Source organism: Pantoea sp. Sc1 (genome assembly GCF_000255315.1).
Lineage (GTDB): Bacteria > Pseudomonadota > Gammaproteobacteria > Enterobacterales > Enterobacteriaceae > Pantoea > Pantoea anthophila.
Window position 1 is genome coordinate 2,179,763 of sequence record NZ_AJFP01000001.1, and the last position, 12,824, is coordinate 2,192,586.

Genomic DNA, 12,824 nt, shown 5'->3' on the forward strand with positions numbered 1-12,824 from the left:
AAAGTGCACTAAGTGTGGTGCAAATTTCCCGTTTTAGACAGTGAAGAGATTTGTCGGTAATTTTCAAATAAATTCAGCAACTCTCTGCCAGGCCTGCGTCCGTTCTCCGTCCGTGAACAGCACCCGCCAGCGGCGGCGATCCTGCATCAGCGTGCGATGCAGCTGCTGCAGATCCCTGAGATCCAGCGCCTGGATCTGCGCCGCATCGGGTTCGGCCAGGCCATTCTCCTGACGCAGCCGTGCCAGCGGCTGATCGTTTTCTCTGCTGAGCAGGCGGGTTTTCAGTGCCACCAGATCGCACTCGCCCAGCGTCGGCGTCAGCGAGCGCAGGAAGTTGCGGCAGTAGCGCAGCAGGGAGAGCGCGCTGTAGTCAGGTGACTGCAGCGCAAACAGCACCCCGTCTTCGTCGGCGCAGCGCAGATAGCGGCTGCTGACCACGTAGCCCACCGGCTGTTCGACCCGATAGCGTTGGAAAAAGCGCGGCTCGTAGATCAGGGCCAGCGCCCGCAGCGCAGCCAGCTGTTCACTCTGCTGCAGCGGGATAAAGAGCAGCAGCGCATTATCGGTGCTGGCATGGGGCAGACGCGTCAAACCGGTCCGGGGCGTCATGCGCGTCGGCGGCGCGGCCGGGTTGACCGGCAGCGACAGCGCACTCAGCCGCCGGGCGATCAGGGCGTGCAGCGCCGCGTTGCCCCCTTTCAGTGCCGCCCGCCAGCTGCCGGGCGCAACGTTTACCGCCAGCTCATAGGGTAACTGCTGCAGCAGCGCACGAATGGCGATGCTCTCCACAGGCGGAGTCGGCCCGGATTCGGCAGGCGGCGTGAGAGCAGGCACCATCAGGCTGAGTGCCCTGTCGGCCACCGCCGCATCCGGCGGCAGCTGCAGCGTCATTTGCCACACCCCCTCCACTTCCTGCCAGCGCCCATGACCGCCCTGATGTCGCAGCGCGGCAAACAGCGGACGCAGCCGTTTTTCCAGCGCCAGACCCCTCTCCGGCGTAAAGGTTGTCCAGAACTCCGGGCGCAGGATCAGCGTAGCGTCCCCGTCGTCAGGCTGATGATGCGGTAAGACTACCGCTGTGGCAGGCAGCGATTCAGCGGTGGCGACGCTGCTGAGCGGATAAAAGGTGAATGAGGCCGGGGACGGCTTCGTGCGGGGAAACGCATTCCGTGGGGAGAGCGGCAGGCTGAATCCCTGCGTGACCAGATTCACCGCCGCCGGTTGCGGCGAGCAGATCAGCCAGCTTTGCGGCGCGCGGCAGAGCGACGCCAGCAGCCGCGGCAACGCAGACTCTGCCTCATCCGGCGCAAAGCCGAAGGCGCGCTGGCGTAACTGATCCAGCGGCGCGAGCGCGGCAAAACGCTGCTGTGCCAGCCGCTGATAGTGCTGATGCTGCGGTTCAGCGGTCTGGCGCAGCGCGGCCAGATAGTCATCGATCACGCTGTCTGTCAGCTCAGGCTGGTCGGTCTCCACCTTCAGGGCCAGCCAGTGCGCGTCATCGGCCTGATAGATCCATTGCAGATCCAGCGCCTCCGCCAGCTTCCGCTCGCGCAGCGTCGCCAGCAGTGAACCGGGCGCTTCATCGAGCAGAAACTCACGCCATAACGTGACACCGTCACTACTGTCCAGCAGCCAGCTGCGCCACAGCGCCGCGGGTGCGCCCTCCGCCAGCTGCCAGACAGCCTCACCTGTCAGTCCGGGCGGCGACAGATCCTGCTGCGCGTGACCGGACGGCAGCCCGGCGGCAAAATCCCGCGCCAGCTGCTCCAGCTCATCCAGCGTCTGCGGTCCCTGTAGCCAGAGCCGCATATTGCCGGAAACGTAATAGCGCTGGTGGAACTGGCGCAGCGCCCGCTGCAGAGCGGGGAGATCATCGCCAAAGGTGGCGCGACTCCCTGCCTGAAAGCGGCGGAATGCGGGGGGTGATGTGGCGGCGTGCAGCAGTGCCGCCTCCGTGCGTGTCGGCTGATGGCGCTGTAACAGCTGATACTCTGCGTCGATCACTGCCACTTCCTGCCCGATCGCCTGATTGTCGAGCAGCGGATGGGCAATCATATCCTGCAATCGCAGCAGCCCGTCAGCCAGCAGCGACGGCGTAACCTCAAAGAAGAAGGCGCTGCGGCGGGCCTGCGTGGTGGCGTTAACTCTGCCACCCTGCGCCTGGATCCAGCTCATCAGCCGCCCCTCATCAGGCCAGCCGGTGCTGCCGGTGAAGAGCAGATGCTCAAGCAGATGCGCCAGGCCTGGCCAGCGGTCAGGCTCGTCGTGGCTGCCTGCCGCCACCTTAATCAGCGCCGCGGCCTGGCTGGCGTCGGCGTGATGCACCAGCTCAATCGTCAGGCCATTGATCGTCAGGCCGCGCGTTATCATCAGAGGTTCCGGGTTTTGTAGATCAGCTGTGAGTTGCTGCGGTTGCGGAACTGCAGCTGACCAATCCTGATGTCGCTGCAATCCGCCTCGCGGCGGGCCTCAAGGATTTTACCGTGATGCGGTGATTTGCTGCAGACCGGGTCGGCGTTATCGGCGTTGCCGGTCAGCATATACGCCTGGCAGCGACAGCCACCAAAATCTTTCTCTTTCTCATCACAGGAGCGGCACGGCTCTGGCATCCAGTCGAAACCGCGATAGCGGTTAAAACCGAACGAGTTGTACCAGATATCGTCCAGACTCTGCGTCAGCACCGACGGAAACTCCACCGGCAGCTGGCGCGCACTGTGACACGGCAGCGCGGTGCCTTCCGGCGTGACGCTGAGGAAGATGGCACCCCAGCCGCCCATGCAGGGCTTGGGCCGCTCTTCGTAATAGTCAGGGGTCACAAACAGCAGATTGGTCAGGCTGCCGCTGTCGCTCATGCGCTCACGGTAACGGTTTACCACCGCTTCCGCCTGCGCGATCTGCTCACGGGTAGGCAGCAGGCCTTCGCGGTTCAGCTGCGCCCAGCCGTAGAACTGACAGGTCGCCAGCTCGACGTCATCCGCTTCCAGCTCGATGCAGAGGTCGATAATTTTATCGATCTGATCGATGTTGTGGCGATGCAGCACGAAGTTGAGCACCATCGGATAGCCGTGGGCCTTCACCGCCTTCGCCATCTCAAGCTTCTGCTGAAACGCCTTTTTCGAGCCTGCCAGCGCGGCATTCAGGGTTTCATCACTCGCCTGGAAGCTTATCTGGATATGGTCCAGACCCGCCTCGCTGAAGGCATCCAGCTTCTTCTCTGTCAGGCCGATGCCGGAAGTAATGAGGTTGGTATAGAAGCCGAGATCGCGTGCGGCCTTAATCAGCTCCGGCAGATCTTTACGGGTCAGCGGCTCGCCGCCGGAAAAGCCGAGCTGTACGCTGCCCATGGCGCGCGCCTGGCGAAACACCTCAATCCACTGCGCCGTCGTCAGCTCCTTCTCCTGCTGCGCAAAGTCGAGCGGATTCGAGCAGTAGGGACACTGCAGCGGGCAGCGATAGGTCAGCTCGGCCAGCAGCCAGAGCGGCGGATTTACGCCAGGTTTATGCGGGGTCACGGAACTGTATCCACTTCTGTTCATAGGCTGACTGCAGGAACTCTAAAACGTCTGCGCCCACGCCGCCCGCTTCCGGGAAACGGCTGTCCAGCGTCGCGATAATCGCGCCGATATCCTGTTTGCCATCCACCAGCTCAAGAATGGCGGCGGCGGTTTCATTCAGTTTCGCCATCCCTTCCGGATAGAGCACGACGTGGCTCTCCTGGGCGGCTTCCCACTGCATGCGGTAGCCGCGACGAAACACGGCAATCGAGTTCTCATTCATCTGTTATACCAGTCGGGTGGTGTGCCACGCCGCCTTGTCAGTGACGGTGTGATAAGGCGGACGTTTCAGCTCGTAAGCCATGGTCATCGCATCCAGCATGCTCCATAAAATATCGAGCTTAAACTGCAAAATTTCCAGCATGCGGTTCTGGCTCTCTGCGGTGGTGAAAAAGTCCAGCGCCAGCGCCAGGCCATGTTCCACATCGCGGTTCGCCTGACCCAGGCGGCTGCGGAAGTAGAAGTAGCCCTCTTCTTTAATCCATGGATAGTGCTGCGGCCAGCTGTCGAGCCGCGACTGATGGATCTGCGGCGCGAACAGCTCGGTCAGTGAACTGCACGCGGCCTCCTGCCAGTTGGCGCGGCGGGCAAAGTTAATATAAGCATCCACCGCAAAACGCACGCCGGGCAGCACGTGTTGCTCCGACAGCAGTTCCTCACGCGTCAGACCGACGGCCTCGCCCAGCCGCAGCCAGGCTTCGATGCCGCCCTCTTCGCCATTACTGCCGTCATGGTCAAGGATGCGCTGCACCCATTTGCGCCGGGTAGCCGGATCGGGACAGTTCGCCATGATCGCCGCATCTTTCAGCGGAATGGTGGTCTGGTAATAGAAGCGGTTGGCCACCCAGCCCTGAATCTGCTCGCGGGTCGCCTGACCGTTGTGCATCGCAATGTGATAAGGGTGATAAATGTGGTAGTACGCACCCTTGTCGCGCAGAGCCTGTTCAAAAGCCTGTGGCGACAGCGTTTCGGTGATCTGCATGATTTAGCCCTGAAGGTGGATCGCCATTCCGTCCCAGCTCACCTCGATGCCCTGCTCTGTCAGAAACTGACGCTGGGGTGACTGCTCGTTAAGGATCGGATTGGTGTTGTTAATGTGGATCAGAATTTTGCGTTTTGCCGGCAGCGACGCCAGCAGCGCCATCAGCCCCTGCTCTTCTGCCAGTGCCAGATGGCCCATCGCCCTGCCGGTGTTGTGGCCTACGCCGGTGGCGAGCAGCTCATCGTCCTGCCAGACGGTGCCGTCAATCAGCAGGCAGTCTGCCTTGTGCAGCCACGGCAGGATGACGTCATCAGGCTCTCCCAGACCGGGTGCATAGAGCAGCGTGTGGCCGCTGGCGCGGTTTTCGATAAACAGCGCCACGTTGTGACCCGGCAGCGGCCGATCGCGATAGGGCGAGTATGGCGGCGCGTTACTGATGATCGGAATCGCGGTAAACACCAGATCGCGACAGACATCAACGCTGAACGGCGTCAGTGGCGCAATGGGCCGGTGCTGTAAGCCGCCGTTCCAGTGGCTGAGCATCGGAAAGATGGGGAAGCCGGTGCTGAGGTCGGCATGCACCTCAGGGGTGCACCATACCTGATGCGGACAGCCTTCACGCAGGCTGAGAAGCCCGGTGGTGTGATCGATCTGACTGTCGGTCAGGATAATGGCACCTATCGCGGTGCCGCGCAGTACCCCTTTGCGTGTCAGCTCGGGCGTATGCAGGATCTGTTGACTGATATCGGGAGAGGCATTGCACAGCACCCAGTCCTCGCCGTTATCGCTGAGGATAATCGACGACTGTGTACGCATGCTGGCCTGAATCGTGCCGTTTCGCACGCCGTGGCAGTTGGCGCAGTTGCAGTTCCACTGCGGAAACCCGCCACCCGCGGCCGAACCGAGGATTTTGATAAACATAGAGGAAAACCAGAAGTTGAAAAAATGCCCGCTCAGAAGGCGGGCATAACGATTAACGGTTGGAGATGTAGAGAGTCACTTCCAGACCGAGACGCAGATCAACGAAGGTTGGTTTTTTCCACATAATTTATATCCTCTTTATTAACAGTAATTTAGCTGCCTGGAATCAGCGTGACAGCGATTAAATGAGAGCACTGTCACAATTTCCAGGCAGATGGTGCGCCAATGGCGCGTCGGGATCAAGTCCGGACGTAAGGAAATTGTTATCACAGCCCGGTCAGACGTAAAACCCGCTGCCAGTTTCCCCATGCCAGCTTCTCTGTCAGTGTCTGATCATAGCCCGCTTCCCGGAAAGCCGCGAGCAGACGCGGCATCCCGCTGACATCCCCCAGCGCATCCGGCGGGGTGATGCCGTCGAAATCGGAGCCAAAGGCCACATGGTCGCTGCCCATTATCCTCAACAGATGATCACAATGCTTAACAATTTCTGTTAATGGCGTGTCAGCGTCGCGTTTACCGTCGGCCCGCAGAAACGCGTTGCCGAAGTTGATGCCGACCAGACCCCCGCTGTCGCGGATCGCCATCAGCTGCGCATCCGTGAGATTGCGCGGCTGCGGGCAGAGGGCGTGCGCGTTAGAGTGGCTGGCGACCAGCGGCGCAGCGGCGATCCGGGCAGTATCCTGGAAGGCCTTTTCATTCATGTGAGAGACGTCGATCATCATATTGAGCGCGCTGGCCTGCTGGATCAGCCGTTCACCGGCCGGGGTCAGCCCCGGCCCGGTATCGGGCGAGCCGGGGAAGCTGCCGCTGACGCCCTGACCAAAGCGGTTAGGCAGATTCCAGAACGGCCCGATACTGCGCACCCCCGCCTGCCAGAAGGCGTGCAGCTGTTCGCCCTCTTCATCCAGCGCATCGGCCCCTTCGATATGCGCCACCATCGCCAGCACATCCGCCGCCCGGCACTCTGTAATCTCCTCCACGCTGCGGCAGAGACGCGCCCGGCCCCCTGATTCATCGGCCAGTTGCTGCAGGATCTGCAGCTGCTGCCACATGATCTCAAGCGGTTGCCAGGGTTCACCAGCACGGGCTGGCACGGTGCGGGCAATGTACTCCTGCGGCGGCACAAAAATCGCAAACAGCCCGCCGCCAAAGCCGCCCTGCTGAATGCGCGGGAAATCGAGGTGGCCCCGTTCAATACCCTGATAAAACGCCTGTACAGGCGCATCGCGATGGTGCAGCCAGAGGTTAAGCAGCAGGTCGTTGTGACCGTCAAAAATCAGCATAAGTGTTCACCCGGAGAAACAGGCGATCATGCTAACCCCGCCCGGCAGATTCATCAAACCGGAGCGCACGCAGGGTGTTGTCACTTTTGCGCATCAGGTTGTCAGCATCGCGCGCGCGGCGGAGAGGCGCTGGCGGCAGACTGATAAAAAAACAAGGAGAACCCTATGCTGACGCAACCCGCTGATAAATACCGTCCCGCCCCGCTGATGTCGCTGCCCGATCGTCAGTGGCCTTCACGCCAGCTCACTCAGGCACCGCGCTGGCTCTCTACCGATCTGCGCGATGGCAATCAGGCGCTGGCAGAGCCGATGGATCGCGAGCGCAAAATGGCCTTCTGGGATCTGCTGCTGCGCTGCGGTTTCCGGGAGATTGAGGTCGCCTTTCCCTCAGCATCGCAGACAGATTTTGATTTCGTTCGCGATCTGATTAAACAGCAGCGCATTCCGCAGGATGTAACGCTGCAGGTGCTGACACAGGCGCGCGCCGATCTGATCGCTCGCACCTTCGAATCGCTGCAGGGGGTGCCGCGCGCCATTGTGCATCTCTATAACGCCACTGCGCCGCTGTTTCGCGAACGGGTTTTTAAACAGAGCAAAGCGGAGATTATCGCCCTCGCCACCGCAGGCGCGCGGCAGATCCGCGCCGGATGCGAGGCGCAGCCGGCAACCCACTGGACCTTTCAATATTCACCCGAGACGTTCTGTTTCACCGAACCCGCGTTCGTTATGGAGATTTGCGAGGCGGTGGCGGATGTCTGGCAGCCTGATGTCACGCGGCCGATGATCATCAACCTGCCCGCCACGGTGGAGGTGAATACGCCGAATGTCTATGCCGATCAGATCGAGTATTTCTGTCGCCACTTCAGCCGCCGCGATGCCGTCTGTATCAGCGTCCATCCGCATAACGATCGCGGCACCGGCGTCGCCTGCGCGGAGCTGGCTCTGCTGGCAGGCGCTGACCGGGTTGAAGGCTGCCTGTTTGGCAACGGCGAGCGCACCGGCAATGTCGATCTGGTCACGCTGGCGCTGAATCTCTACACGCAGGGCGTTTCGCCGCAGCTCGACTTCAGCAAAATGCAGGAGGTGATTGAGGTGGTGACCCGCTGCAACCAGTTGCCGGTGCATCCCCGCCATCCCTACGCGGGGGAGCTGGTCTTCACCGCCTTCTCCGGTTCGCATCAGGACGCGATCAAAAAAGGGTTCGCCATTCGCGCCGAACAGCAGGAGACGCTGTGGCAGATGCCCTACCTGCCCCTTGACCCGGCCGACATCGGCTGCAGCTATGAGGCGGTGATCCGTGTCAACAGCCAGTCAGGCAAAAGCGGAGCCGCCTGGCTGCTGGAACAGAATCACGGTTTACAGCTGCCGCGTGCCCTGCAACAGGATTTCAGCCGTTGTGTGCAGCAGGAGACAGACCGGCACGGTGGCGAGATGACGCACTACGCGCTGTGGCAGCTCTTTTGCCGCCGCTACGGTGTGACGCAGCCGGCAATCACCCTGGAGCAGGCTGACAGCCAGAGCGACAGCGCCGGACAGACGCAGATGCGCGCCAGCGTCCGCTGTCAGGAGCGTCCGGTGACGCTCACCGGCCGGGGCAATGGCTGGCTGTCGGCGGCGGTCAATGCCCTCGCTGGCGCGTTCGATCTTCATCTGACCATTGAGGATTATCATGAACATACGCTGGGGCGGCGCAGTGACAGCCGTTCCGTGGCCTATATCAGCTGTGTGGATGCGCGTGGGGTGCGGGCATGGGGTGTGAGCATCGACAACGACACAACCCGTGCGGCCCTGCAGGCACTGCTCAGCGCGGCGGGCTGCTTTCTGGCGGCGGAAAGTAGTCCGTCGGTGACACGCCCAGCAGACGACGAAACATCGCACTGAAGGCGCTGGGGCTTTCATAGCCCAGCTCCAGCGCCACCCGCAGCACCGCGTCGCCCTGCGCCAGTCGCGTCAGAGCGATCGCCAGCCGTGCACGTCGCACCCAGTCGCTGAACTGCAATCCGGTTTCGCGCATAAAATGGCGGGCCAGCGTCCGGCCCGAGACGTTCAGGTGGGTACTGGCGCGCAGTAACGTCCAGTTTTCGCCGGGGGTCTGCTGGATCCGCTCACACAGCGCCTGAAGCCGGGCGCTGTGTGGCGTCGGCAGCGCAAATGGCAGCACATCCATGCCGCGAATTTCATCCAGAATCAACTCCATTACCCGCTCAGCCCGGCTGCCTGCTTCGTAATGCACCGGCAGCGCGAGTGCGGTAACAATCAGCTCACGCAGCAACGGCGAGATCTGCACCACCTGACAGCTGGCGGGCAGATCGGCACGTGCCAGCGGATCGATAAACAGCGTGCGCGCCGCGACGCTGCCGGTAATCTGCAACGCATGACGGGTAAATGCGGGCAGCCAGACGCCGCGGCTGGGTGGCACGATCCAGCTGCCATACTCCGTTTCCACCCGCACCACGCCGCTCAGCGTGTGGATCAGCTGAGCGCAGGTATGGTGGTGCCAGGGCTCACTGGCACCGTGCCGGTAGTCGTGCGCCAGTGGCACCAGCGGACGATGGCTGAAGTCAACCGGCTGCTGGCTCATTGCGCCTTCAGATAGCGGTAGATCACCGCCAGATCCTCTTCACCATGTCCTTCATCAACCGCCTGCTGCCAGAGCCGGGAAATATTCTCCAGCGCCGGCAGCGGCGTTTCTGCAGCATCCAGCGCCAGTCGGGCATCCTTCAGCGCCCAGACCAGATGCATCTGCGGGGTGTAGTCATCGCGGGCCATCATCTCCAGCTTCATTTTTGCATAAGGGGCTGCGAGCGGACCGCCCTCCAGCACCTGCCAGAGATCGTCGGTGGAGAAGCCGAACTGCGCTGCCAGTTGGGTACTCTCTGCCAGGCTCTGCATCATGCCAATCAGCCAGCTGTTGATCACCAGCTTCATACGGCTGCTTTTACCCGCTTCGCCCAGCCATTGCGTACCTTTACCGATGGCGGTAAACACCGCTTCTGCCGCCTGCGCCCGGCTCTGATCGCCACTGGCGAGCACCAGAATCTGTGCGTTTTCGGCCGGTGCCTTAGTGCCGGAAACCGGCGCATCAATAAACAGCAGATCGGGACGGGCCTCTGCGAAAAAGGCGATCAGCGCATCCGTTTTTTCCACCCCGATGGTGCCCATCTGGCACAGCGTTGCACCCTGTTTAAGGGCTTCCTTAACCTGATGCAGCACCTGCTCAGTGGTATCACCGTCCGCCAGCATGGCGATCACGACATCCGCCTGCCGCACTGCCTCGTCTGGCGTGTCAGCCAGCTGCAACCCCGCGTCCAGCAAATCTTCGCCGCGTGCGCGGGTGCGATTCCAGCCGTGCACGGTAAAGCCTTTCTTCAGCAGATTAGCGGCAAATGCGTGCCCCATCGCGCCTAATCCCAGAACCGCCACTTCAGGTTGTTTCATGCTGACTCCCTTGAGTTATCTGACGGCATCCCACAACGGTGGATGCCCGTGACCAGTAAAGTTGCGTTTCAGCCTGGCGGTAAACAGAGAAAAAATCCAGCCCGAAACGGTGTACCCCAACCGGGCAAACCCTTACCATACGCGACAATTGTTCCATCTGGTTCAATACCTCTTCTCTTTTCCAGGCGACTTATAATGAAAATAATTTCTCTGCGTCAAATGACGCTGGTCATGTTGCCCGCCATGCTGCCGCTGCCGCTGCTGGCAGCGGATAACGACGCGACCCTAGTCGTCACCGCCGCACCGTCAGAACAGGGGCTCAACGAACTCGATACCCCCGCGGCCCTGAGCGTGGTCAGCGGCGACGATATGCGCCAGGCCGCCCCGCGCGTGAACCTGTCGGAAAACCTCAGCAGCGTGCCCGGTCTGCAGATCCAGAACCGACAAAATTACGCCCAGGACCTGCAGATTTCGATGCGCGGCTTTGGCTCCCGTTCCACCTATGGCGTGCGCGGCCTGCGCATTTATGTGGATGGCATTCCGGCGACCATGCCGGATGGGCAGTCACAGACCTCAAATATTGATATCGGCTCGGTTGACCATGTTGAAGTGCTGCGCGGCCCCTTCTCAGCACTCTATGGCAATGCGTCAGGCGGGGTCATCAACGTCACAACACAGCAGGGGCAGCAGCCGGCGACGCTGGAAGCCGGCAGCTGGTACGGCAGTTACGGCAGCTGGCGCAACAGTATCAAAGCCAGCGGCGCGACCGGTGATGGCTCGCATGCCGGCGATGTGAACTACACCGTTTCTGCCTCCCGCTTTACCACCCACGGCTATCGCGACCACAGCTCCGCCCAGAAAAACCTCGGAAACGCCAGACTCGGCGTGCGCATTGATGATGTCAGTACCCTGACGCTGCTGTTTAACAGCGTTCACATCGACGCACAGGACCCGGGCGGCCTGACCGCGGCACAGTGGCGCGACAATCCGCGTCAGGTGGTGAACAATGTCTCGCTCTATAACACCCGCAAAACGGTCGATCAGACCCAGGGCGGTCTGCGCTATCAGCGCCAGATGAGTGAAAATGACGACCTCAGCGTCATGCTCTATGCGGGCATGCGCGAAACGACCCAGTTCCAGTCGATTCCCGCCGCCGTGCAGCTTAAACCTTCCCATCCCGGTGGCGTGATCGCCCTGACCCGCCATTATCAGGGTGCAGACACCCGCTGGACTCATCGCGATACCCTGCTGTCCATTCCGGTAGCGCTGACCGGTGGCCTCGACTATGAAACCATGAGCGAGCGCCGTAAGGGCTACGAGAACTTCACCGTCAGTGATGGCGTTACGCACCTGGGCGAACAGGGCAATCTGCGACGCAACGAGCGCAACCTGATGTGGACGCTCGATCCCTACCTGCAGACCGCCTGGCAACTGACGGATAAGCTTTCGCTCGATGCGGGCGTGCGCTTCAGCACCGTCAACTTTGACTCGAATGACTTCTACATTCGTCCCGGCAACGGCGACGACAGCGGGAATGCGCGCTATCACAAGTGGCTGCCCGCGGCGGCGCTGAAGTATGCCGTTGATCCCGGCTGGAACGTGTGGATCTCTGCCGGGCGCGGCTTTGAAACCCCGACCATCAATGAGCTTTCCTATCGTTCGGATAATGCGACCGGCCTGAACCTGGGACTGAAACCCGCCACCAGCGACACGCTGGAGGCAGGCACCAAAAAACGTATCGGCAATGGCCTGCTGAGCGCGGCGCTGTTCCAGACTGACACCCGCGATGAGATTGTGGCAGATGCCAGCAGCGGCGGTCGTACCACCTATAAAAACGCCGGTCAGACACGCCGTCGCGGTCTTGAGCTGAGCCTGGACCAGCAGTTTGCCTGGGACTGGCGGCTGAAGATGGCTTACACCCTGCTGGATGCGCGCTATCGCAGCAACGCCTGCGGCAGTGACAGCTGTGACGGCAACCGCATTCCGGGTATTGCCCGCAACATGGCCTACGCAGGCCTGGGCTACCTGCCCGAAGAGGGCTTCTATGCGGGAAGTGAAGTGCGCTACCTGAGCCAGATTGCCGCTGAAGATCAGAACAGCGTTAACACCCCCTCTTACACGGTGGCCGCACTGAACAGTGGCTATAAATGGAAACTGGACGCGTGGACGCTGGATCTGTTTGGGCGGGTCGATAACCTGTTTGACCGGCATTACGTGGGGTCGGTGATTGTGAACGAGAGTAATGGCCGTTATTTCGAGTCTGCGCCCGGTCGTAATTACAGCGCTGGATTCACGGTGAGTTACGCATTTAACTAATTTAATAAGTGGCTTTTATAAAGCCACTTATTACCGTCGAACCCTGCATTGCCAATTAATAATATTCGTTACATTCTTAGTTGATTAATAACCCACACAGGCCCGCACTCATAAGAAAAGCCCCTTATTTACCCACCCCCGTAACCTTATTGCAACCAGAACCCTCTTTTGATAATAGAAACCGGGGCACATTTGGGATAAATCAAAAATAGAATCCGCCTTCCCTGATAAATTATCCTCAGCTCAAACGTATCTGCTCAGGCGCACATTGAATAATTAATTTTTCTGTGTGCGCGTTGATTTTTCGTGCCACACAGGGAATGTTTTGCT

At 60.7% G+C, this 12,824-nt stretch carries 11 protein-coding genes; 2 read left to right on the plus strand and 9 right to left on the minus strand.

The annotated features are described in order from the left end of the window. Positions 1–63 precede the first annotated feature (63 nt). From pqqF to S7A_RS10110, 7 genes are all read right to left on the minus strand, one after another. The gene (pqqF, locus tag S7A_RS10085; RefSeq protein WP_009090262.1) at positions 64–2,370 is read right to left on the minus strand and encodes a pyrroloquinoline quinone biosynthesis protein PqqF; all 2,307 of its coding nucleotides are present in this window, start codon (positions 2,368–2,370) and stop codon (positions 64–66) included. Next, positions 2,370–3,536 (minus strand): pyrroloquinoline quinone biosynthesis protein PqqE, encoded by a 1,167-nt coding sequence (gene pqqE, locus S7A_RS10090; protein ID WP_167430856.1) that lies wholly within the window; start codon positions 3,534–3,536, stop codon positions 2,370–2,372. The genes pqqF and pqqE overlap by 1 nt, the downstream gene beginning before the upstream one ends. Continuing rightward, entirely contained in the window at positions 3,499–3,777 is a 279-nt protein-coding gene (pqqD, locus tag S7A_RS10095; RefSeq protein WP_009090265.1) for a pyrroloquinoline quinone biosynthesis peptide chaperone PqqD, read from the minus strand. Before pqqD ends, pqqE begins: the two co-directional genes overlap by 38 nt. A 3-nt stretch (positions 3,778–3,780) precedes the next feature. Further along, positions 3,781–4,536, minus strand: a complete 756-nt coding sequence (gene pqqC, locus S7A_RS10100) for a pyrroloquinoline-quinone synthase PqqC (RefSeq protein ID WP_009090267.1) — start codon at positions 4,534–4,536, stop codon at positions 3,781–3,783. Positions 4,537–4,539: 3 nt separating this feature from the next. Beyond that, positions 4,540–5,457, minus strand: coding sequence for a pyrroloquinoline quinone biosynthesis protein PqqB (gene pqqB / locus S7A_RS10105; RefSeq protein WP_009090269.1), 918 nt, complete (start codon positions 5,455–5,457; stop codon positions 4,540–4,542). Between the two features lie 52 nt (positions 5,458–5,509). Beyond that, the gene (gene pqqA / locus S7A_RS20810) at positions 5,510–5,581 is read right to left on the minus strand and encodes a pyrroloquinoline quinone precursor peptide PqqA (RefSeq protein ID WP_009090272.1); all 72 of its coding nucleotides are present in this window, start codon (positions 5,579–5,581) and stop codon (positions 5,510–5,512) included. A gap of 142 nt (positions 5,582–5,723) precedes the next feature. Then, positions 5,724–6,740 (minus strand): dipeptidase, encoded by a 1,017-nt coding sequence (locus tag S7A_RS10110; protein WP_009090273.1) that lies wholly within the window; start codon positions 6,738–6,740, stop codon positions 5,724–5,726. 165 nt (positions 6,741–6,905) lie between these two features. Here S7A_RS10110 and leuA point away from each other — a divergent pair, with 165 nt between their 5' ends. Beyond that, positions 6,906–8,621: a 2-isopropylmalate synthase gene (leuA, locus tag S7A_RS10115; protein WP_009090275.1), complete on the plus strand. Its 1,716-nt coding sequence runs from the start codon at positions 6,906–6,908 to the stop codon at positions 8,619–8,621. Here the strand turns inward: leuA and S7A_RS10120 are convergent. Both S7A_RS10120 and S7A_RS10125 read right to left on the minus strand, forming a co-directional pair. Then, complete coding sequence (locus S7A_RS10120; RefSeq protein ID WP_009090277.1) at positions 8,542–9,321, minus strand: helix-turn-helix transcriptional regulator; 780 nt, start codon at positions 9,319–9,321, stop codon at positions 8,542–8,544. The two genes, leuA and S7A_RS10120, sit on opposite strands and share 80 nt — an antisense overlap. Continuing rightward, positions 9,318–10,178 carry an NAD(P)-dependent oxidoreductase gene (locus S7A_RS10125; RefSeq protein ID WP_009090278.1) on the minus strand — a complete coding sequence of 287 codons (861 nt, stop codon included), beginning with the start codon at positions 10,176–10,178 and terminating at the stop codon, positions 9,318–9,320. The genes S7A_RS10120 and S7A_RS10125 overlap by 4 nt, the downstream gene beginning before the upstream one ends. 195 nt (positions 10,179–10,373) lie before the next feature. Here S7A_RS10125 and pqqU point away from each other — a divergent pair, with 195 nt between their 5' ends. Further along, positions 10,374–12,494, plus strand: a complete 2,121-nt coding sequence (gene pqqU, locus S7A_RS10130; RefSeq protein WP_009090280.1) for a TonB-dependent receptor PqqU — start codon at positions 10,374–10,376, stop codon at positions 12,492–12,494. The last annotated feature ends 330 nt before the right edge of the window (positions 12,495–12,824 follow it).

Coding starts and splice junctions, on each gene's coding strand:
- pqqF (WP_009090262.1), bottom strand. CDS start 2,370: ATGATAACGCGCGGCCTGACGATCAATGGCCTGACGATTGAGCTGGTG.
- pqqE (WP_167430856.1), bottom strand. CDS start 3,536: ATGAACAGAAGTGGATACAGTTCCGTGACCCCGCATAAACCTGGCGTA.
- pqqD (WP_009090265.1), bottom strand. CDS start 3,777: ATGAATGAGAACTCGATTGCCGTGTTTCGTCGCGGCTACCGCATGCAG.
- pqqC (WP_009090267.1), bottom strand. CDS start 4,536: ATGCAGATCACCGAAACGCTGTCGCCACAGGCTTTTGAACAGGCTCTG.
- pqqB (WP_009090269.1), bottom strand. CDS start 5,457: ATGTTTATCAAAATCCTCGGTTCGGCCGCGGGTGGCGGGTTTCCGCAG.
- S7A_RS10110 (WP_009090273.1), bottom strand. CDS start 6,740: ATGCTGATTTTTGACGGTCACAACGACCTGCTGCTTAACCTCTGGCTG.
- leuA (WP_009090275.1), top strand. CDS start 6,906: ATGCTGACGCAACCCGCTGATAAATACCGTCCCGCCCCGCTGATGTCG.
- S7A_RS10120 (WP_009090277.1), bottom strand. CDS start 9,321: ATGAGCCAGCAGCCGGTTGACTTCAGCCATCGTCCGCTGGTGCCACTG.
- S7A_RS10125 (WP_009090278.1), bottom strand. CDS start 10,178: ATGAAACAACCTGAAGTGGCGGTTCTGGGATTAGGCGCGATGGGGCAC.
- pqqU (WP_009090280.1), top strand. CDS start 10,374: ATGAAAATAATTTCTCTGCGTCAAATGACGCTGGTCATGTTGCCCGCC.